Annotated in this window: 27 protein-coding genes; 9 read left to right on the top strand and 18 right to left on the bottom strand. The window is 56.0% G+C overall.

Translation table 11 applies throughout. The annotated features are described in order from the left end of the window. Positions 1-90: 90 nt before the first annotated feature. Both CEE69_RS29005 and purE read right to left on the bottom strand, forming a co-directional pair. Positions 91-1,311, bottom strand: coding sequence for a 5-(carboxyamino)imidazole ribonucleotide synthase (locus CEE69_RS29005; RefSeq protein ID WP_099264029.1), 1,221 nt, complete (start codon positions 1,309-1,311; stop codon positions 91-93). Beyond that, positions 1,308-1,826, bottom strand: coding sequence for a 5-(carboxyamino)imidazole ribonucleotide mutase (gene purE, locus CEE69_RS29000; protein ID WP_099264028.1), 519 nt, complete (start codon positions 1,824-1,826; stop codon positions 1,308-1,310). The genes CEE69_RS29005 and purE overlap by 4 nt, the downstream gene beginning before the upstream one ends. Positions 1,827-2,016: 190 nt before the next feature. Between purE and CEE69_RS28995 the strand changes: the two genes are divergently transcribed. Continuing rightward, positions 2,017-2,583 carry a GrpB family protein gene (locus CEE69_RS28995; protein ID WP_099264027.1) on the top strand — a complete coding sequence of 189 codons (567 nt, stop codon included), beginning with the start codon at positions 2,017-2,019 and terminating at the stop codon, positions 2,581-2,583. Here CEE69_RS28995 and CEE69_RS28990 read toward each other — a convergent pair. Further along, positions 2,578-3,615: an aldo/keto reductase gene (locus CEE69_RS28990; RefSeq protein ID WP_099264026.1), complete on the bottom strand. Its 1,038-nt coding sequence runs from the start codon at positions 3,613-3,615 to the stop codon at positions 2,578-2,580. The genes CEE69_RS28995 and CEE69_RS28990 overlap by 6 nt on opposite strands. Positions 3,616-3,937: 322 nt before the next feature. Here CEE69_RS28990 and CEE69_RS28980 point away from each other — a divergent pair, with 322 nt between their 5' ends. The 3 genes from CEE69_RS28980 to CEE69_RS28970 are packed head-to-tail and all read left to right on the top strand — an operon-like array spanning position 3,938 to position 6,852. After that, on the top strand, positions 3,938-4,777 hold the full coding sequence (locus tag CEE69_RS28980) for an alpha/beta hydrolase (protein WP_099264051.1): 840 nt from the start codon (positions 3,938-3,940) through the stop codon (positions 4,775-4,777). After that, entirely contained in the window at positions 4,774-5,925 is a 1,152-nt protein-coding gene (locus CEE69_RS28975; RefSeq protein ID WP_233215759.1) for a 3-dehydroquinate synthase, read from the top strand. The genes CEE69_RS28980 and CEE69_RS28975 overlap by 4 nt, the downstream gene beginning before the upstream one ends. A 21-nt stretch (positions 5,926-5,946) precedes the next feature. Then, the gene (locus tag CEE69_RS28970) at positions 5,947-6,852 is read left to right on the top strand and encodes a DUF6528 family protein (RefSeq protein ID WP_099264024.1); all 906 of its coding nucleotides are present in this window, start codon (positions 5,947-5,949) and stop codon (positions 6,850-6,852) included. Between the two features lie 21 nt (positions 6,853-6,873). Here the strand turns inward: CEE69_RS28970 and CEE69_RS28965 are convergent, their stop codons facing one another. Further along, complete coding sequence (locus CEE69_RS28965; protein WP_099264023.1) at positions 6,874-7,620, bottom strand: DUF2071 domain-containing protein; 747 nt, start codon at positions 7,618-7,620, stop codon at positions 6,874-6,876. Positions 7,621-7,647: 27 nt separating this feature from the next. Between CEE69_RS28965 and CEE69_RS33415 the strand changes: the two genes are divergently transcribed. After that, positions 7,648-7,809 carry a hypothetical protein gene (locus CEE69_RS33415; protein ID WP_233215758.1) on the top strand — a complete coding sequence of 54 codons (162 nt, stop codon included), beginning with the start codon at positions 7,648-7,650 and terminating at the stop codon, positions 7,807-7,809. Positions 7,810-7,888: 79 nt separating this feature from the next. Further along, complete coding sequence (locus tag CEE69_RS28960; protein ID WP_143549364.1) at positions 7,889-8,200, top strand: hypothetical protein; 312 nt, start codon at positions 7,889-7,891, stop codon at positions 8,198-8,200. A 271-nt stretch (positions 8,201-8,471) separates the two neighbouring features. On the opposite strand, the gene CEE69_RS28955 is transcribed toward CEE69_RS28960, so the two are convergent. Then, positions 8,472-8,825 carry a hypothetical protein gene (locus tag CEE69_RS28955; protein WP_143549363.1) on the bottom strand — a complete coding sequence of 118 codons (354 nt, stop codon included), beginning with the start codon at positions 8,823-8,825 and terminating at the stop codon, positions 8,472-8,474. Positions 8,826-9,037: 212 nt separating this feature from the next. On the opposite strand from CEE69_RS28955, the gene CEE69_RS28950 reads away from it, so the two are divergent. Then, a complete protein-coding gene (locus tag CEE69_RS28950; RefSeq protein WP_099264020.1) occupies positions 9,038-10,639 on the top strand; it encodes a DUF4261 domain-containing protein in 1,602 nt (533 codons plus the stop codon). 319 nt (positions 10,640-10,958) lie between these two features. Here CEE69_RS28950 and CEE69_RS28945 read toward each other — a convergent pair whose 3' ends face one another. The 9 genes from CEE69_RS28945 to CEE69_RS28905 all read right to left on the bottom strand — a co-directional run bounded on the left by CEE69_RS28945 (position 10,959) and on the right by CEE69_RS28905 (position 15,660). Further along, positions 10,959-11,267: a hypothetical protein gene (locus tag CEE69_RS28945; protein ID WP_099264019.1), complete on the bottom strand. Its 309-nt coding sequence runs from the start codon at positions 11,265-11,267 to the stop codon at positions 10,959-10,961. A gap of 154 nt (positions 11,268-11,421) precedes the next feature. After that, positions 11,422-11,730 (bottom strand): type II toxin-antitoxin system RelE/ParE family toxin, encoded by a 309-nt coding sequence (locus tag CEE69_RS28940; protein ID WP_099264018.1) that lies wholly within the window; start codon positions 11,728-11,730, stop codon positions 11,422-11,424. Then, positions 11,720-11,905: a hypothetical protein gene (locus CEE69_RS28935; protein ID WP_099264017.1), complete on the bottom strand. Its 186-nt coding sequence runs from the start codon at positions 11,903-11,905 to the stop codon at positions 11,720-11,722. Before CEE69_RS28935 ends, CEE69_RS28940 begins: the two co-directional genes overlap by 11 nt. Positions 11,906-12,058: 153 nt before the next feature. Continuing rightward, positions 12,059-12,451, bottom strand: a complete 393-nt coding sequence (locus tag CEE69_RS28930) for a hypothetical protein (protein ID WP_099264016.1) — start codon at positions 12,449-12,451, stop codon at positions 12,059-12,061. A gap of 152 nt (positions 12,452-12,603) precedes the next feature. Continuing rightward, the gene (locus CEE69_RS28925; protein ID WP_099264015.1) at positions 12,604-12,948 is read right to left on the bottom strand and encodes a hypothetical protein; all 345 of its coding nucleotides are present in this window, start codon (positions 12,946-12,948) and stop codon (positions 12,604-12,606) included. A 157-nt stretch (positions 12,949-13,105) separates the two neighbouring features. Continuing rightward, positions 13,106-13,423, bottom strand: a complete 318-nt coding sequence (locus CEE69_RS28920; RefSeq protein WP_099264014.1) for a DUF2695 domain-containing protein — start codon at positions 13,421-13,423, stop codon at positions 13,106-13,108. Between the two features lie 158 nt (positions 13,424-13,581). Then, positions 13,582-13,959, bottom strand: coding sequence for a hypothetical protein (locus CEE69_RS28915; RefSeq protein WP_099264013.1), 378 nt, complete (start codon positions 13,957-13,959; stop codon positions 13,582-13,584). A gap of 454 nt (positions 13,960-14,413) precedes the next feature. Then, positions 14,414-15,133, bottom strand: coding sequence for a HEAT repeat domain-containing protein (locus tag CEE69_RS28910; protein WP_158231094.1), 720 nt, complete (start codon positions 15,131-15,133; stop codon positions 14,414-14,416). Positions 15,134-15,273: 140 nt separating this feature from the next. Further along, entirely contained in the window at positions 15,274-15,660 is a 387-nt protein-coding gene (locus tag CEE69_RS28905) for a hypothetical protein (RefSeq protein ID WP_143549362.1), read from the bottom strand. Positions 15,661-15,830: 170 nt separating this feature from the next. On the opposite strand from CEE69_RS28905, the gene CEE69_RS28900 reads away from it, so the two are divergent. Together CEE69_RS28900 and CEE69_RS28895 are read left to right on the top strand one after the other, a co-directional pair. After that, positions 15,831-16,079, top strand: a complete 249-nt coding sequence (locus CEE69_RS28900; protein WP_099264010.1) for a ribbon-helix-helix domain-containing protein — start codon at positions 15,831-15,833, stop codon at positions 16,077-16,079. A 2-nt stretch (positions 16,080-16,081) separates the two neighbouring features. Then, the gene (locus CEE69_RS28895; RefSeq protein WP_233215757.1) at positions 16,082-16,375 is read left to right on the top strand and encodes a type II toxin-antitoxin system RelE/ParE family toxin; all 294 of its coding nucleotides are present in this window, start codon (positions 16,082-16,084) and stop codon (positions 16,373-16,375) included. Positions 16,376-16,517: 142 nt separating this feature from the next. Here the strand turns inward: CEE69_RS28895 and CEE69_RS28890 are convergent, their stop codons facing one another. The 4 genes from CEE69_RS28890 to CEE69_RS28875 all read right to left on the bottom strand — a co-directional run bounded on the left by CEE69_RS28890 (position 16,518) and on the right by CEE69_RS28875 (position 18,503). Then, a complete protein-coding gene (locus tag CEE69_RS28890; protein WP_099264009.1) occupies positions 16,518-16,781 on the bottom strand; it encodes a hypothetical protein in 264 nt (87 codons plus the stop codon). Positions 16,782-17,028: 247 nt separating this feature from the next. After that, positions 17,029-17,442: a hypothetical protein gene (locus CEE69_RS28885; RefSeq protein ID WP_099264008.1), complete on the bottom strand. Its 414-nt coding sequence runs from the start codon at positions 17,440-17,442 to the stop codon at positions 17,029-17,031. A 164-nt stretch (positions 17,443-17,606) separates the two neighbouring features. Beyond that, positions 17,607-17,864: a hypothetical protein gene (locus CEE69_RS28880; RefSeq protein WP_158231093.1), complete on the bottom strand. Its 258-nt coding sequence runs from the start codon at positions 17,862-17,864 to the stop codon at positions 17,607-17,609. Between the two features lie 240 nt (positions 17,865-18,104). Then, the gene (locus CEE69_RS28875; RefSeq protein ID WP_099264006.1) at positions 18,105-18,503 is read right to left on the bottom strand and encodes a VOC family protein; all 399 of its coding nucleotides are present in this window, start codon (positions 18,501-18,503) and stop codon (positions 18,105-18,107) included. Positions 18,504-18,626: the final 123 nt, after the last annotated feature.

The raw sequence follows: 18,626 nt of genomic DNA, 5'->3' as shown, positions 1-18,626 counted from the left end.
GGGCCAAAATGCCGAGTGAAACAACCAGCGTCGACAACGTGAACGGCCATTTCGCCTCTCGCGTCGTTGTCGTTGTCCAGCCGAAGTCACTCAGCCCAATTCGCTCAGCAAACGCTCGCGCGCCAAATGCAGACGCTGCGAAACCTCTGGCAAATCGTCGCCAACCGCGGTCAAGTGCCCCATTTTGCGGCCCGCAGGCGCAGCGTGCTTGCCGTACAGATGCAATGCGACGCCGGGAGTCTCCAAACAGGCTTCCCAATTGGGCGAAGCGTTTCGAGCCTCGGCTGCTTGCCAAAGATCACCCAACAAATTCAACATGCTGGCGGCCGGGACCACCATCGACGTGTCGCCCAACGGCAATCCACAAATCGCTCGAACGTGTTGCTCAAATTGGCTGGTCGCACACGCTTCGATCGTCACATGCCCCGAATTGTGCGGTCGCGGAGCCACTTCGTTGACGATCAATTCGTCTTCTGTCACGAACAGCTCCACACACAACAGCCCAACCAATCCCACATGCTCCGCCACACGCATCGCAATTTCACGAGCCTGTGCCTGCATCTCTGAAGAGACTTCCGCCGGGAGCTTGGTTTCGTCAAGAATGTGATTCTGGTGATCGTTTTCGAAAACAGGAAACGTTTCGACCCGCTGATCGAGTGTCCGAGCCACAATCACCGACGCCTCCCGCTCAAACGGCACCAAGGCCTCAGCAACCCAAGGTGGTTGGCCATCTTCACCGCCTTCGGCCCCGGCCCATTCGACCGTCGCCGCATCGTCCGGCGAATTCAAACGGTGCTGGCCTTTTCCGTCGTACCCACTTCGACAAGTCTTGACGATGATTGGCCACCCCAACAAATCGCCGGCGGCAATCGCCGATTCCCGGTCGTACACCGGCTCGAAACCTGCAACGGGAATCCCCGCTTCGCGAAGCGTCGTTTTCTCGGTCCATCGATCTTGTGCCATCGCCAACACGGAAGCGTCGGGATAGGTCGGCGCGTGCTTGCCGCAGGCCGCGATCGTATCGGCGGGAATGTTCTCGAATTCCAACGTGATCACATCACACCGTTTCGCGAATGCTTCGATGGCGGAATGATCCGTCAGCGGCCCGCAAACCGTGAATGCTGCGACCTTGGCGGCGGGTTCATCGCTGCTTCCACAAAAGACGCCAACCCGATAGCCCATCCGAGCCGCGGCCATCGCGAACATTCGCCCCAGCTGACCTCCGCCGACCATGCCAATTGTCGCCCCAGGCAAGATCACTTGCTTGGCATTGGTCGTCTCATCATTTTGAAGTTCCTGGCGGTCACTCATGGCAACTCCGCCGATGCGATCACATCATCGCGTTGTTTTGCCACGAAAGCCTCCAACCGCTCCCGCAGGGCGTCGTCATGGGTGGCCAAAATCCGAGCCGCCATGACCCCAGCGTTCTTGGCTCCCGCAACTCCGATCGACATCGTCGCCACCGGAATTCCGCCTGGCATTTGCACGATCGACAACAGCGAATCCAGTCCCTGCAAGGCTCGGCTCTGAATCGGCACCCCGATCACCGGCAGAACCGTCTCCGACGCGACCATCCCTGGCAGGTGAGCGGCGCCACCGGCTCCGGCGATGATGACTTTCAGCCCGCGAGACGAAGCCGAACGAGCGTATTCGAACATCCGTTCTGGCGTGCGGTGAGCGGAAACGACCGATCGCTCGTGCTCCACGCCAAGTTTCTCCAACATCTCACAAGCCGCTGACATCGTGTCCCAGTCATTGCGGCTACCCATGATCACACCAACGCGAGGCACGGGAGAAGCGGTCGCGGAATCGTCTTGGTCAGTCATCAGCTACTCTGGAGAAGAATCATCTGGATCGTCTGGGCGATAAAAACGGAGCGGCGAAACCCGGTTGTGGTTTACTCGGCTCACACAACCTGCACTGGCCGACCTGTCATCCTGTCCTGGGTTATACCGCAACGGCTCCCCGCGATGAATTGCCCCTTTTCCGCCCGCATTCCCTTTCCCATACGCATCCATGACATCGCCTCCATTTGACCTCACGCCATGGGAAGGATTTGATTCCGACGGACCAGTCGCCGTTCGGCTGATGCATCACGACGCGCGTTGGAAACAAGAATTCGAGCAGACTCGCAGCAGCATCCTGCAATCTTGCCAGGGCCACGTGACGCAAATCGATCATGTGGGAAGCACCGCCATCTCCGGCCTGATCGCACAACCCATCATCGATGTCGTCGCAATTGTTGCCGACCTCTCCAGCCTCGACGCGGCATCGCTGCACATCGAAGGTCTGAACTACCGAGTCGTGGACTCACCGGATTGGCTGCATCATTCACTCGTCCTGCAAAAACCCCGGCACGGCGAACCCACCCACCAAGTCTTCTTGATGGTCCAGGGCAATCCTGCCCATCACCGTCTCATGCGGATGCGAGACTTCTTGCGCAACACGCCCGAAGTGGCACTCGAGTTCGAGAGCACCAAAGTCGAGCAATGGAAGCGAAAAAACGCCGCCCCCGACGAATACGAGCAAGACAAAGCGATTGTCTTCACGCAACTGGAAGATCAAATGCCCGGCTCTTTATAGCCGGCGGAGTCCGTCTTCCGTCATCGCGTTGGGGATCTCGACTTCAATGGCATCGATTCGAGCCATCGTTTCATCATCAAGAATCATGTCGTCGGCCACCAAGATCTCTTTCAACTGATCGATGGATGTGGCTCCCACAATTGTTGACGCGACGAAGTCATGTTGCTTGCTCCATGCGACCGACAATGCTGTTCCGGTTGTGCCAATTGATTCCGCAATCTGGTGCATGCGTGCCGCCGTTTCAATCGTGCGATCATTGACGAACCGCTGGGCCATCGCCTTCTGCCGGTCATTCCCAGTCAGCAGGTACTCGGAGAAACGACCTCCCGGTGGCGGTCCGCCTTTGTACTTGCCCGTCAGGACTCCGCCACCAAGCGGCGAGTACGGTAGCAGACTCACATTTTCGCGGCGACAAACCTGAGCCAACTCGTTCTCGCAGCGGCGATTGATCAGGCTGAAATTATTCTGAACCGTTTGGTACCGATCGACACCGTGAATGTCGGCCGACCAAAGACTCTTCATCAATCCCCACGACGTTTCATTGCTGCACCCGATCACACGCACCTTTCCAGTGCGACGTAGATGAGTCAGCGATTCCAGGACTTCCTCATATGGCATGCCGTGATCAGGCCAGTGGATCTGATACAGATCGATCGTGTCCACACCCAATCGACGCAGCGAATCTTCACAGGCTCGGACAATCTGATGCCGATCCAACGTCGTGCGACCGTGGCGAACCGGTGGCGTGAACCATCCGTGGCCGGGCCCCGTCACTTTCGTAGCAACCGTCACACAATCGCGCGGTTTGGTTTTCAACCATCGACCAAAGATTTCTTCGGTGACGCCAAAGGTGTCGTCTTTCGGCGGGACGGGATAGATCTCAGCTGCATCAAAGAAATTGATCCCAGCATCAAAGGCGTGATCGCAAATCGCATGACTGGTCGATTCGTCACAGGAACTTCCAAACGTCATCGTTCCCATGCAAATGTCAGAAACGACAATTCCGCTGCTTCCTAAACGACGCTGTTGCACGACTGATCCACCAAGAGAAAATTGGGTTACACTGTTCGGTCTTCGACGGCGGAGGTTTTAGCTCAAACCGCATTGGAATCCCACCACATGCCCGTTCCCCGTCGATTCCCGCCTGCAAAAGCGTCCCCTGGTCGCTTCCCGCCAACCTTCTCCCGTTTTCCCACCGACACCCACCTCGCCAGACCCCAAACGCATGAACCATTCTCACGGGCATTCTCGCCCGCCCGCCGCATCCATGACGCATCTTACCTCGCTGAACACCAAGTGGCTTCGCATTCCCCTGACCGCCTTGACGCTGCTCTTGGCGTTCCAGCCCACCGCCATGTTCGCGGCGGAAGAAACCTACACCTGGTCGGCTGATTCCAGCCCTCGAGAAGGCGTCCCCCAAGGCAAAATCACCCAGCACGAATTTTCAAACAGCAAAGTCTTTGAAGGCACCCGGCGTCGCTACAGCGTCTATGTGCCAGCCCAATACGACGGCTCGAAGCCTGCCTCGTTAATGGTCTTCCAAGACGGCCACACCTTCCAAGGTCCCGGCGGCGACTTCCGCCTGCCCACCGTGTTCGACAATCTGATCGCCGCCGGCGACATGCCCGTCACGATCGCCGTGATGGTCGACCCTGGCCACAAAGGCGAATTGCCACCCAAGCGTGGATGGAGCCCCACGCCGTCCAACCGAGCTTTCGAATACGACTCCGTGACAGGCGACTACGCCGAGTTCCTCCTGACCGAACTGCTTCCCGAAGTGGAGAAGCAATACAAAATCACCGAAAACCCCGAACTGCGAGCCATCTGTGGCAACAGCTCCGGCGGCATCTGTGCGTTCTCCGTCGCTTGGTTCCGCCCCGACTCTTTTCGCAAAGTCATGTCCCACATCGGCAGCTTCGTGAACATTCGCGGCGGAGATCACTACCCCGCCATGATTCGCAAGACCGATCCCAAACCGATCCGAGTCTTCCTGCAAGACGGCAGCGGCGACCTGGACAACCGCCATGGCAATTGGCCCCTCGCCAACCAACAGATGGCGGCCGCACTTGCCTTCCAAAAGTACGATTACAAATTCGTCTACGGCGAAGGTGGCCACAACGGAAAACACGGGGGATCGATCTTCCCCGACTCGTTGCGTTGGCTGTGGCGCGGATGGAAAGAGTTGACGCCGTGACCGAGCATGACATTTCCTTCGAAGTCAAATTTGTTCATCGCCTGAGACAGACCGACGACGTCTCTCAAGCCGACTTCCCCGTGCTGGAATCAGTCCTGCACGGCGAACAAAGTGAAAGCTCCGCGCCGAAGGTTCTGTTCTGCTTGGACAGCAACCTCGAGGGCGGCGAATTTGCCACCGCGCTGATCAACCGAATGCGAACCAGCGACCGAATGCGGTTGGTTCGCGAACCGATGATCGTGCCCGGTGGTGAATCCTGCAAAAACTCCGAAAACACCCTCCGCGACCTGCTCGCCGCGATCAACTCGCACGATCTGGATCGCCGCAGCTACATCGTCGTAGCGGGTGGTGGCGCCGTCCTGGACGCGGTCGGATTCGCCGCCGCCATCGCTCACCGAGGCGTGCGTCTGATTCGATTGCCGTCGACCACGCTCGCGCAAGCCGACTCAGGTGTCGGTGTTAAAAACGCGATCAACTACTTCGAAAAAAAGAACTGGATCGGCAGCTTCGCGGTGCCCTGGGCGGTCTTCAATGACACAGCCATCCTGAAGACACTTCCCGATCGAGACTTCCGTTCTGGACTGACCGAGGCCGTCAAAGTCGCGCTGCTCAAAGACGCGGCCTTCTTCGACTACCTACGAAAATCCTCCAGCAAACTTCGCCGGCGAGTGGCCGATGTTTCCAAGGAAGCAATCGCGCGTTCGTGCCAATTGCACCTCGACCACATCACCGCGGGAGGCGACCCGTTCGAAGCACTCGAAGCTCGCCCGCTCGACTTCGGACACTGGTCGGCCCACCGAATGGAACCGATGACCAACTACGCCCTTCGACACGGCGAAGCAGTTGGCATCGGCGTGGCTCTCGACACGTTGTACTCGGCTCGGAAATTTGGTTTCCCAACGCCGCTTGCACACGCGGTCTGCCAAACCCTTGCAGACCTTGGCACGCCACTGTGGTGCGATGAACTCGACACACCCGACGAAGTCCTGCGAGGACTGGAAGAGTTTCGCCAACACCTCGGTGGTCGCTTGACCGTCACCATGCTGAAGAACCCCGGCGAAGCCATCAACGTGCACGAGATCGACCTTCCGGTCATGAAATCCTGCATCGACGAACTGCGTGATATTGCCAAACAACACCCCGTTTGACCAACTGCGACGAGACGCCCCATGAAAGTCCTGGCCATCGTCTTCCTGACCCTGCTGGCGAGTTTTGGTCACGCGGAAGAACCTGCCACTGGCAAGATCCACGAAGTCGTCTCCACGCAAACCTCGGCCATCCTCTGCGCCGACCAGGCTGAAAACCGAATCCGTCTGGTCGATCCGCTCGCACAAAATGCCGACGAAGCTGACCTCTGGTCCTATCCGGCGACCAAAGATCAGCCCGGCGAATACATTCCAACCGATGCGAAACGAGTCGAACTCAATAACGAGGTGTGCATCCTCGCCACCTACCACGGACGCGTTCGGCTGGTGCGTTTCCGAGATTCAAAGCTGATCAAAGACTACCCAAGCTACAGCAGTTGCCATTCCGCCGAACTCCTGCCAGACGGCTCGATCGTCACCGTCAACAGCAACCACGGCATGCTCCGCCTGCATCGCTCCGCCGATGACTTCGTCGACACGGAACTACCGTACGCACACGGTGTGACCTGGGACAAAGAACGCCAATGCCTGTGGGTTCTCGGCGACCAGCTTTATCGGTTTCGATACCGCGACCGGCAACTCTCGCTGGACCAGCAATTCGACTTGCCGACGTCGCCGACCGGTCACGACTTGTTCCCGTTGCGAACGGAACCCAAGCTTCTGGTCAGCAACAACGACGCGTTGTATCTGTTCGACCTCGAAACCGAGGCCTTCCAACTTTTGTCCGACCTGAAGTGGATTAAGAGTGCTAGCCAAAATGCCGATGGCTCAATCTGGATCAGCGACCCTCAACGAACGGAAGTCGGCACCAGTTGGCAAAGCGACTCCATCGTCCCCTTGCAGACATCCGGCTTCAACCAACGACACACCATCGCCGGTTCAAAATTCTACAAAGCCCGTTGGTGGCAAACCGTCGGCTTCAGCTACTGAGCATCGCTCACGAAGACGATGTCATGCGCAAGGCAAGCTGTCGCCGGCGCAGCAGATCGGTTCACGACTGTGCCATTCATGGCAAATGCCCCGCATCACCAACGCGTTGTCGAACACAACGGAACCTCGGGGAAAAACATCAACGTCATCAAAGAACGAAGATTGAACTCGAGTGACCGCAAGTGGCTGGACCTGCCAGTCGCTCGTGCGGAGTCGCAGCCCATCGAAATTGCCGCCTGAACTGGCAGGCGAATAGCCAAGCGACCCAGCCTCGAAGAACTGCGAGCATTGTTCGAGCGTTTGAAAAACCGAATCGCCGGGCAGTTGCTCCGCAATTCGTCCCTCGACATGGACGCTAGCGGAACCGTCAACGCCAACCATCGCAATCCGTAGATCATTCTTCGTTTCGTGAACATCAAAGCGTGCATGGTGATGGACACCAGGGAACACCCGCCCGCCTGCGAACACGTTCAACAAGGACGATGTGTCGCGTCGCGGGATATACACACCTGAACGTGTGACTCCTTCGACATCCCATTCAACCGCAATTCGATGAGCGGCGTTCTCCGACGCAATGCCAACCCACGCAGGCAAGCGTTTTGGACGAATACTCTTCAGACGAATCAGGCAGATCCCCGCAACACCAAAACCATCAACAGTCTGAGGCCGAAATGGAGGCGGGCAGATGCGAGCCAAAACTCTGGCATCAACTCGAAAGTTGACGAGCACGCGTCGATCAATGATGCCTCGAATCGCCGGAATTCGCATTCAAGTTTCCCATACAAATTGCTTTCCATGAACAAGAACCGCGATCTCGCCGACAAGACAACACCAACCGTTCTTCCAAGCCCAACGCCGATCCAAAAAGAAGACGCCAAACGAACATCCATTCACATCGCGACAGAAATATTCAAGACACCGTCCCAAACGGTGCGAGCAACGCCTGGATTTTCTTGAACGGAACCAATGCCAGCCCGCGCTGCCGAACATGGTAGTTGCGTTTCAAAACGTTGCGTAAACCCAAGTCGTTCAGCGGATGCAGGCACGGCTAGGAATCGCCAGAGCATGCCGGATACAACGACAGGGCGACACCTATTTGAAGTTCAGCGGTCAGCTGAAGAAAACTCACCGGCAACCACTCGCCCTGCACCGCGACATCTCCAACGTCGAGTCGAGTGTCGAAGCCGAAATCGAGCCGGCGATCCTCGACAGACGCGTCCGCATTGAGCAGCAACAAGTCGTCGCGATGACGCGTCAAGAATGCAATAGCGTCAACAATTTGTCGATCGAGTCGACCATCGCAGTCACTAACGTCACAAGTGAAGCCGGAGGTTTCGCGTGTACGTGATGCACGGGGGCCAGATACCGCAAGAGAATCACCAGCGTGCCAGCGACTCATTGGCACGAGTGATGTAGCGGCAAGGTACGAATCTGGGTCGAAGTCAGAGCCAGCGACGCGAAGATAGCAACCGGGCATTAATCTTGCTCCGCAGAATGGAAGTTCGCCGCGACACCGCCCTGAACGAAGCGATGACTAGATTTCGACGGATTGTACTACGACCAGCGAGCGTCGCCGAAGGGCGAAGGCGAGCCCAAAGGGTCGGTGAGCGAATACGCTGTTATCGTCCAGTGATGAAGCGGAATACGCCAAGAAGCAGCATCGACGGGATCACCAAGAAGAGCATCACGAAACCAAGACGCTCAAACCACTTGCGGGAGCCTTCGAGGCTGATACCCCAAAATACGATGCACAGAATGAGAGGGAGCGCCACCGCAATCCAGAACGCCTGAAACAGTATCCATTGCGTAGTGTATTCGGCAGGATCGACGAAGCCGCGCGAACGTAAAACAAACATTGCAGCACCGTAGACGACTCCGATGGGCGCTACCGCAAGTAGCATGATTCGGCGAAGCCATCTTAAAGAGCGAGCATTCTCGAAAGGGAGGTTCGGCTTTGAATCAGAATTCGCCATGGCCGACACCAGAAAATTTCACGACACCGCCCAAAACGAAGCGAGCGATGCCTAAACTACGGGGATCCCACTAAGGCCAGCCCACGTCGCCAAACAGGAACGGTGTGCAGAAGGACCCTGCGTACGAACCATGTTGGGCGATCGCATACTGCGTCGCGGTTGAGTTTGATTGTAATCGCGTGGTTCTTTTTCAAATAGATTGAGTCCAGATAATGACGATGGTTTGCTTTTTGGCGTTTTCAGACGTTGCCGAGTTTGATATCGCTGGTTTTCGGCAATGTGCAGGAGCGACGTTACCAGGATCGTTGAAGGTAGATGAGATCACAACGAGCAGTGATTCGATCTTTCAGATTGACTTCGAATCACCACCGAGCGACTCAGACCCAGGTTGCATCATTGTTTCGCAGATGCCTGCTTTGGCGATTGACGAAGCAAAAGAGTCTGCACTTTGGCCCAGCGCGCCGCAAGATCTTGCGGCCCACAAGAGTCATTGGATCGTCACGACAGCAGGGTCAGAGTTATCGCTTCTGGATCAGGCTTGGTTGATGACGCGTGTCGTCGACGCGATCTTGCGTTCGCATCCAACGACGCTCGGAGTTCTGTGGCATCGGCATGCGTTAAAAATCTCCGCAGAATCTTATCGACAAGCGATTGCCGATCTTCCGCCGGATGAACTTCCGCTCCAGTTGTGGGTCGATATTTCGGTCTTGCCTGACGAAACCCCCGAGACGACGGCGCTCGCCTTTACGACAGGCATGGACGCGTTCGAATTGATGGAACTCGAATGTGTCGACTCGCCAGAGTCACCGATCGAAACTTATGGCCGGATCAATGGAGCTTGCCAGTACTTGATCGAAAACGGTCCCGTACTACGGCACGGCGACACACTGGGCGAAACGGAAAACGAACGCATCGATGTGTTGCATACAGATTCAGCATTGCCGCGTGAGGGCCCCGTCATTCGGCTTCGGTACTCGGGCGATGAAGATGGCTCGTTGGGTGTACCGGATGAAAGTTCGTCTGGTTTGTCGGGCATCGTCGTCTTGGTCGGCATATTGTTGGCAACAATCTTGGCGATTTTTGGAATCGTCAAAGCAGTTGGATTCGCAACCGCCATGTTCGCTGGAACTCCACCGGCCAAACCAAAGCCGAACGTTCCCGAGCAGGAGCAAAGGCTGCCCGGAGTAGTGAACGACGCCGCGCGGTCGGCTCCCGCACCCGCCCCAACTCCCAATCCCGCTGACCGCCCAAGGCAAGATCCGCAGCCAACGATGGTTCCCGATCCGGCTCCCAGTCCGACGCCTTCGCAACCGGTGGTTGATGCGCCGAAACAGGCAAGCGAAGTGAATGAACAAGCTAAAGACGTGTGGACTGATGTTCGCGTTTGGCGGGATCTGGCGGGCGAGATAATTTTGGATGCCGAAATCGTTGGTGTGGTGCGTAGTGACGGAAAAACGATGATCCAACTGACGAAGGAGGATGGCGAGCCGGATTCAATTCCCTACGAATCGGTCTCGAAAGATGACCAGGCGTTTGCCAAACAGTGGTATCAACGGGAACAAGATCGACCCACAGGCGAGGACGGTGCTAAGCTGCCGATCGTGAACGATCGTGTCAAAGTGAAGTGGGGCAATAAGTGGTGGAAGAGCCGAGTCAAAGAAGTTGACGACACTCGATACAAAGTCACGTATGTCGGCTGGGGTGACAGCTGGGATGAATGGAAGACGGCCGACCAACTACGCTGGCCGGACGATTCTCCGGTAGCCCAAACCGTATCGCTGCCGGACCCAGCGAGACGTGCAACGCCAGAGTGATCGCCCACTGCAGTGGACGAAGTTGATTGGATACGATTCGCCGCTGGCTGGGAGATTCGACGCCATGGTGGGGACTGCTGTCGAAGCGCTGTGCCTGGCCTGCTTGAAGTATTCCGATATCGCTCAACTAGCCCAATTGCTCTTTCGCGTCGATGCCGCCGTCGAGACAGTCGATTGCCAACGGTGCCGATTCAGCGATTTGACAGAAACCGCAACCTGTCCGTTGCCACTCCCATCGAGGCTTGAACAACCAACGAAGGTGTGCCACTGGCCCCTGCTTAAAATCAGTGTTGCGCGGCTAGCAGCGCTACGAATAGGGTTAAGTGGCTCGATATTTGGGTACGAGACCAAGCTCGGAGTACCGTCGTTGAATTTCGGGGAAGGACAGCTCGGGGAATTCGAGTGTTACGGTTTCGAGTAGGATCAGAACGTCACGATAGTCACGCTGTGATCGCTGGACGAGATCGGCCAGCAAGTCACGGTTGCCGTTTGCGAGCACTAAGATTGCGGCCCGCGTTCGATCCGCTCCCGAAGCGACAAGGAGCAATTCTTCGACTTCGATATGGTCGTTTTGTATGAAAGAACGCTCGATTGCACCTCGGAGCGTTTCATCAAGCGAAGGATTCACGGTTTAGCTTCGCAGCACAACGGAAGGTTTTTACGACACCGACCTGAACGAAGCGTTGGAGCTTGAATCACGAGAAGCTAATGATACGCCAGCCCCGCTTGAAGTGCAAAGGAAGGTGTGCCCGAAGGGCCTAGCGTAAAAACCATGTTGTCGGTCATTCACTGCTGCTGAAATCGCGTTCGTCAAAGATACGGGCGCTATGAAACACCGCGAGAATATCGACTCTGCGGTCGGCCACGCGATATATGATGCGGTAGTTGCCTTGGAGTACCTCGCGCAGATCCTCACGGCCAATCTCCGGAACGACCTCGCCGGAAAACGGGAATTGTCGCAATCGCCCAACGGATAGCCGCAGTTTTCGTACATAGGCAGACGCCGTAGCTGGCGCGTCACGGGCAATGTGAGCACGAACAGCACGGAGGTCTTCGCGAGACTGCCGGGTCCAGTAAATTTTACTGGGCATCTTCGGCCTCAAGTTCGTCCATGAACTCGTCGTGTTCCATCACGTCGCCAGCATCGGCTTGGGCGATACCAAGTTCGATCTTGCGGAGGAGGTAAAGGCGGTCGATGACATCGTCAAGCGAGACATCGTCATCGAGGGCCTGAATTAGCGAAATAGCCTTTTCTTTGGTTGTCATAGAAAATCCTTTGATTTATGACCGACAACGGAAGGTTTTTACGACACCGCCCTTAACGAAGCGAACGATGCCTGAACTACCTGAAATTCTACCACCAGAGGGAGGCTTGAACAAACGACAGCGGTGTGCTGAAGGCCTAGCGTAAAAACCATGTTATGTGCCACCACGCGCTGGCGGTAGGTCGTCGGCGGTCACGAAATCGTCCCACCACGGAAAAGCCTCTGATTCGAGGTCAGTAATCGCGCGACCGATTGAGCTGTCAACGTGATCCACGTATTTGCACCGGTACGATTCTTGGTCACGCAGCCATCGCGCGTTGGGAACACAGGGCGTCCAGTCATCGTCCGGAATCGCCATCACGCCGTAGCAGATGGTGATTGTGTTGGATCGCATTTTTTGGAAGAAAAAGACGTCGCGAATCGCTTCGCGATCACGAACGAAGTATGTCGTTGTGCGCAATTGCGTGAAGCCATGGGACCCGACACCATCGAGGAGCCGGCGAATGATCGCACGCTTCACTTTGGGGAACGAGTCAGCATCAGGCATGATCGGTGGCACATAACGGAAGGTTTTTACGACACCGCCCTAAACGAAGCGAGCGACGCCTGACCTACGAAGGATTGTACCAAGGCCACGGCCCGTTGCCAAAGAGCCAAGGTGTGCCGAAGGCCTAGCGTAAAAACCATGTTGTGCGGCCGTTAACGCAGCGTTTCGATGTCAATATCCGAAGACGCAACGAAATCAGCCACCACATCCGAGTCAAGGCCCACGGTGTTGAGTTGCAGCCATACGGCAAGGCATTCATCGTACCGATTCCGCCGTATGCCGCGGCCATCATCTGGGACGCAGTCGTCAATGGCGAGTAGATGATTCATTACACGTGAGACGAGTGTTTCGATCGCCGATTCCGCTTCGGTTGAGATGCGATGCTTGCGTGATTGCCGGTCGCGGTCACGTGAGTCGTAAAGCAGTTGCCAAAGGTCGGAGTATCGTTCGTTACGCAACAGGAAAGCGACAACGCGTTGCCGGTCTAGGATGTCCATTGGCTAGGCCGCACAACGGAAGGTTTTTAAGACACCGCCCTGAACGAAGCGAACGATGCATGAACTACCAAAGATTCTACCACCAGAGGGCGGCTTAAACAAACGACAGCGGTGTGCCGAAGTCCTAGCGTAACAACCATGTTGTGCGAACCGGAACCTACGTTGTCGTGTTGTATTGTTTGCAGGCTTCCCACGCCTCCTCTGAGTTGGCAAGCACCTCGCAATCGCAGTAACCGCCATTCTCGGCAAGCCATTCCAAGGTTTCAGTTTCGGGTAACCCTGCAGAGCGGATATGTGCGATCGTAAGACGTCGAGTGTGGTCGCAACCGTCAATGGGGAGGCGTTCGTCGAGCATGTCGAACAACGCCTTGAATTGCGTGTTCGAGAGCGGAAGTGCCTCGGCAGCGTCTTCCATCGCTTTCAGCTTGGCCTCACGAAGAAGCTTCTTTCGTTGCTGCTTGTCTAAACGTGCCATAAGAGAAAGCTAGGTTCGCACAACGGAAGGTATTTACGACACCGCCCGGAACGAAGCGAACGATGTCTGAACTAGATGAGATTCTACCAACAGAGGGCGGCTTGAACAAACGACAGCGGTGTGCCGCAGGCCTAGCGTAAAAACCATGCTGTGCGGCCCTAGAAGCTGGGAGGACCGATAACCTGCCATTCGTTTCGGTCAGTGACGACCTTGCCATCGCGAAATGGCACATACGTGTGCGGACCAAAGAAATCAGCCCGAAATTGAAGGTAGAAGTCACCGGTAACGCGTTCGATACCGTCCTGTAAGGTGTACCGGTCGTTGTTGTCATCGTGGAAACCTACCAAAAACGCGTAACCAACGTGATCGAGAGTCCCGTCAGCGTTGAGGACGAACCGGTCGACGTAGCCGGACCATAGGGACGAGCACGTCGGTTGATTTGGTGGACGGTCAAGTGGAAGAGCGTATTCGATTGTTTCGCAATCGTTGTCCCCGTAGTCGAGTCGCGTCGCACGACAGGCGCGGTAGAGATACATGCCACCGAAGTCTACGGTTGGATGGAGGTTCTCGATGATGTGAGGGGATTGCGCTGTCAAATGACTGGGCCGCACAACGGTTTTTTAGGCGACGCCTACGCGTCGGGTCGGCGTGTCGATCGAAATGAAATCCAGCCAGAGATAGCAAGAACTATTGCGCTGACCAATGCGATTATCGCCTGCCCCAAGTCATCGCGTCGCAGCGCGGACACGCCCGATATCGCCGCAGCAGTTGCGGTGAACGTGAATATCGCAAGCAATAGCCCGGACCGACGGCGATTGGCATCAGGTTGATCACTCATTTGCTGAGTCGCCTAACGGAAGGCTTTTACGACACCGCCCTAAACGAAGCGAACGATGCCTGAACTACGAAAGATTCTAACACCAGAGGGAGCCCTGAACAAACGACAGCGGTGTGCCGAAGGCCTAGCGCAAAAACCATGTTACGCGATCACTACGCGCTGGGACGGAGCCAGCCATGCACGCGTCCAAACCATTCTGCGTCGACATCAATGGAATCGCCATCAGCAATTCGATCGATTGCGGCAACAAGCGTTGAAAATGTGCCAGCATCGTAACCGTCTCGATCGGGATGCGCATCCTGCCCTAACGAGCAAATCGCATGAGCGGCCTGCCTGCGGACGTTGGGGTCAGGATCATCAAGCGATTTGACGATAGCGGGCAGCTTTATTGCGGCATCCTGCGGATAGCGACCGAGAGCAAGAACTGCACGACCACGAAGTTCGGCGTCGTCATCGTGTGTAGCGTCAACTAGAGGCGAGATCGCAGGGATTCCAATCGTGCCGAGTGCCCAAACGACCGAGTCGGTAACAGGGTGGTGTGAATCACAAAGAAGTGAAATCAATATTGGAATTAATGGTTCGGCATCAGGGCCAAGTTTGACAATGGTGCGAGCGGCCCAAAAGCGAACGTGCGAGTTGTCGCTGCGAAGTGCAGATTCAAGTGCGTCGAGGTCGGCAGCCAGCGGCCCGATGCGTGTGAGAGCCGTTCCCACCCAAGGGCAGGCGTCGGTTTCGCGGAGTATCGCGGCGAACAGCGCTGGAGCAGCATCGCGTGCCGCATCACCGAGATCGTGGATTGCGTGTGCAGCAGCCTCACGCGTGGAAGCGTCAGGGAACTCAAGGTCGTCGATGTACTGCTGCAGTGGATTCACCTGTGGTCGCGTAACGGAAGGTTTTTGCGACACCGCCCTGAACGAAGCGAGCGATGCCTGAACTACCAAAAACTGTACCAAGGCCAGCCCGCGTTGACAAAGTTGGAAGGTGTGCCGAAGGCCCTTGCGTAAAACCCATGTTATGTGCCGCTCGGGAAGCGTATCGAATCACCATCAATCTGCGGCAGGTTATTGCCGGTAACGCCAAGCGATTCGATCGTCGCATACGTCGCGGCAAATGCGACGGCATCCGTTGACGTGTGAAAGTGGTGACCACGAATCATCAGGATGGTGACCAAGGTAGGGTCATGTTCAGAGGAACTGAGTGCGAGTTTCGCACCGCGTTCAGCTGCCGCTCGGCAGTCGTCGCAAATTGGCCATTCCCATGCATCTGGGCCATAGTCGTCCTTGAGCCACGCAAAAACGTTGGGGGAAATTTGGACGGCGTCTTGATCGCTCGGTGTTGTGGATGCGATCACCTCAGCGTAGTGCGGATACTTCTTGAGCTTGAAGTGTGATTCAGGCATCTGCGGCACATAACGGAAGGTTTTTACGACACCGACGCAACCGAAGCGAAGCTGGACTGAATTGGATTCGATTGTATAATGGGAGCGAGGCCTGCACCACAGCGTAGGTGTGCCCGGAGGGCCTTAGCGTAAAAACCATGTTATGTGCCCCGGCCCACCGGAGAAAAGCCATGAATCTGAACCTGCCAAGCGAAGTCAACGATTTCGTGAAAGGTCTTGTTTCCCAAGGACGGTACAATACTGAGGAAGATGCCATCGTCGAGGGCATCAAGCTGTTGATGGGCCGCGAGCAATTGCGAGGCGAGATTCGAAAGGGCGTTAAGCAATTGGATGCAGGCGAGTTCTACGACGAAGAAGCCGTGTTCAACGAGGTCAATGCAGAGATTGACAAGGTAGAAGCCGAGCAGCAGGGAAGCTGAACATGCCGAGACTTCGGTATTCTGCAGAATCGAAGGACGATCTAAAGCAGATTGCTCGATTCATCGCCCGTGACAAACCGGACGCAGCCCGACAATGGGTGCAGAAGCTGCGCGAGAAATGCCGATTGGTCGCCAAGCATCCAGATGTTGGTGACGCGCGGCCCGAACTTGGTGATGACATTCGATCCACGTACGTTGGCAGTTACGTGATTTTTTTCGGCGAGTGGAAGGATTCCTGGAGGTCGTCAGAGTCATTCGAGGCGATGTCGACGATCCAAAAATCTAGGGGCACGTAACGGAAGGTTTTTACGACACCGCCCTGAACGAAGCAAACGATGCATGAACTGCGAGAGATTGCACCAAAGTCAGCCCGCATTGACAAAGTTGGAAGGTGTGCCGAAGGCCTAGCGTAAAAACCATGTTGTGCGACCGGCAACATCAGTCGATGAACGGCGGGTCAGCAACCCAGCGATCGTCATCCGCAATGATTCGGTGGCCGTCAAACACCAAATCAGTAATTGAGTGAAGCAGTCGCGGGAACATCGGGAGAACGCAATCGCATAGCAGGCCGGTGATTTTGCATGGATCGCAGTAGATGATAGCAGAGCCGCCATAAGGCGGAACACAATGCAGCAAGCGATCCGTGAGGGACGTCGGTTCGGCATGGACCAAGACGCCAATGGTGTCGTCGCGTTCAGCCACAACGTACGAAAATTGTGTTGTGCAGACGAGGATGCCAGTAAGCGTAACCGATGGTTCGCGATCTGGAGCATCGTCAAGGGTTAGCGAAAGAGCTTGGGCAACATTCACGGTAGGTCGCACAACGGAAGGTTTTTACGACACCGCCCTAAACGAAGCGGACGATGCCTGAACTACCGGAATTTGTACCAACGGAGGGCGGCTTGCACAAACAACAGCGGTGTGCTGAAGGCCTAGCGTAAAAACCCTGTTATGCACCATCCGCGATGCGTTGAAGCCTTCGTTCTAGGAAGACGAACCCGTCAACGAGCATTGGCGGATACTGTTCCGTATCAATTCTCGTTGCTCGACGAACCAAAACGTCAGATCGCCACAACTCTTGCGCGACAATACGATACGTCAAGTCTTCATCGCCGGGGGAAGTCGTGCCGGTTGAAACCACACGCCATCCACGTTTGGAAAACCCGACGCACGCGGTCCAAACGAGTTGTCGGCCAGAAGACGAAGCTTCGATCTCGTCATCGGACTCGCCAAAGCCGAGAAGCTCAAGTTGCATGACGTCTGGAAAATGGCGGGACACATGAACGACACGCAGAAACGCGGACGTGGCGTTCAGCGGAATCTGAATAGTGTCTCCGTACGTCGCGCGTGGGCGGCGAAACATTGAGCCTCGATGGCGTATAACGGAAGGTTTTTACGACACCGCCCTAAACGAAGCGAGCGATGCCTGAACTACGAGAGATTGTACCAAGGCCATGGCCCGTTGCCAAAGAGCCAAGGTGTGCCCGAAGGGCCTCAGCGTAAAAACCATGTTATACGCCCCGGCCACTACGATTGCGGCCGAGTCCAGTCACGCAACGCATCAACCAAGACTGCGAAAAACGGATAGTCGTCATGCGACGAGACGTCAGAGCAGCACCGCAACAAACGAGTCAGTTCGTTGCGATCGGCAATTTTCACCGTGTCCGAGGCGGCGTCGAACACAAACAGGGAATTGGGGTCGAACGTCGCGGTGTCGCGTGGCAGGAGATTGGAGGAATGAGATAGCTCGGCGAGAAAGTCCGCGAGCTGGGGGAGCAGAATCATCGCATGCGACCAATAGCCGGTCGTGCAGCTGCCATCACCCAGAGGTGCGCCATCGGTGTCACGGAAGTCTATGCCCATCGAAAACCTAGGGGCGTATAACGGAAGGTTTTTACGACACCGCCGTTACCGAAGCGGTGGAGTTTGAATCACCATAAATTGTACCAATGCCAACGCCCGTTGCCTAGCAACGAAGGTGTGCCGAAGGCCTAGCGTAAAAACCATGTTAGGCGACCGTTGCCATCACGAGCCAAGGTGGAATTTCTTGAACTCGTCGCTAGGTTCGCGGTCAGAATAGACGTAAACGGAGTTTCCGATGGGATCGAGAACGGAGAATCCACGGTCACCCCACGGGTGATCCTCAAGCGGCATCACGGCTTGGAGGCCCGCGCCAGTTAAACGCGCGTGTTCCGCGTCAACATCGCCAACCTTGAAATTGAGCATAACTCCCGCCCCACCAAATGCGGGGGCCTCGCCCTGTGGTTGCATGAACTGAAGCGTCGGCCCGTCGCCGTTGATGCGCAGGCTGACATACCAACCGCAGTCAAAAATCGGGCGAGCGGCGAAATGTCGAGTATAGAAGTCGCGACACTCGTCAACGGATTGCGTGCAAAAACAAGTGGAGAGTTCGTCTGTCTTCATTGCGGGTGGAACTACCTGTGATCTAGGTCGCCTAACGGAAGGTTTTTACGACACCCGCCCCGAACGGAGCGAACAAGTGTCGAATCACCAGACAGTTTACCAAAGGATCGCCGCTTGAACAAA

The sequence above is a fragment of the Rhodopirellula bahusiensis genome (genome assembly GCF_002727185.1).
GTDB lineage: Bacteria > Planctomycetota > Planctomycetia > Pirellulales > Pirellulaceae > Rhodopirellula > Rhodopirellula bahusiensis.
Note: the sequence above shows the minus strand (reverse complement) of the source record. Positions and strands in the feature narration are given on the sequence as shown.